General features: G+C 60.9%; 2 protein-coding genes. One reads left to right on the forward strand and one right to left on the reverse strand.

Translation table 11 applies throughout. The annotated features are described in order from the left end of the window. A partial coding sequence (locus AC1DS6_RS42650; RefSeq protein WP_477104813.1) for an AraC family transcriptional regulator occupies nucleotides 1-470 on the reverse strand: 470 nt, incomplete at its 3' end. 241 nt (nucleotides 471-711) lie between these two features. Here AC1DS6_RS42650 and AC1DS6_RS42655 point away from each other — a divergent pair. Further along, a partial coding sequence (locus AC1DS6_RS42655) for a response regulator transcription factor (protein WP_477104814.1) occupies nucleotides 712-1016 on the forward strand: 305 nt, incomplete at its 3' end.

A 1016-nucleotide genomic window follows, 5' to 3' on the forward strand; every position in this document is an offset into this window, starting at 1 on the left:
GCCGCAGACATGCCGGCCGAGGTCCAAATGTTTCCGTCCTGCACAAAAATCCGATCCTCGTCGACACGAACCTGAGGAAAGGTTTCCTGCAATCGTCTGGCATGCAGCCAGTGGGTGGTAGCAGTCTTTCCGTCCAGCACGCCGGCCTCTGCAAGCGCGAACGCGCCCGTGCAGATGCCCGCGACACGTCGTGCCTCGTGGGCCGCACGGCTGATGTAGGACTTCAGCCCGGGATCCAGGGGGCCCGGGACACGAATCCCCGCAACCATCAACGTATCGGGCATCGTGTCGAATTTGGTGGTCACGATCCCCAAGCCAATCGTCGAATGAACGATACCTCCGTATTGGGAGAGGATCGTCATGCGGTAGCCCTCTTCGCCGAGCTCCACATTGGCCAGTTCAAACGCGGATAGCGCCGAGAGACCGATGACCTGGAATCCATTTTCTAGAATCAAGCCGATTTGCCGCATTGCTTCTTTCTCGTTACGTCAGCGTCCCAATGACAGTTTCGTGAGACTCTCGCGCAATCTATTCCCGGCGCCCAACGCCGTCAAGTCGACTGCCTGAGTCGAGCGCCGCGCAGCCTGAAGATGTCCGGAATCTCCGCGATTTCGTCTGTCCGCGGAGACACGTCCAACCCTATCCTTGCCATGCCTTCGCGGCGCCCCCGCAGGCATGGGGCTCCGCCCCGGAACCGGCAACCGAACAAGCATGCCCAGCAATCGCACATGCGACGAGCGGCCACTCGTCTGCATCGTCGACGACGAAGATGCAATCCGCACATCTTTGTCCAGCCTCCTCCGCTCCGCCGGCTTTGCCGCGTGTACCGTCGAGGGCACAGCCACCTCTAACGCGTCCGAGAAGCCGGACCGACCGAGCTGCTTGCTGCTCGACGTCCGCCTGCAAGGTGAAAGCGGACTCTACTTTCAGCAAAAGGCCACCGAGGTCCATCGCATGCCCTTCATCTTCATGACGGGCTTCCCCGACATCGGCAGTTGCCTGCGCGCCATGAAAGC

The organism is Cupriavidus sp. 05L310, assembly GCF_056398185.1.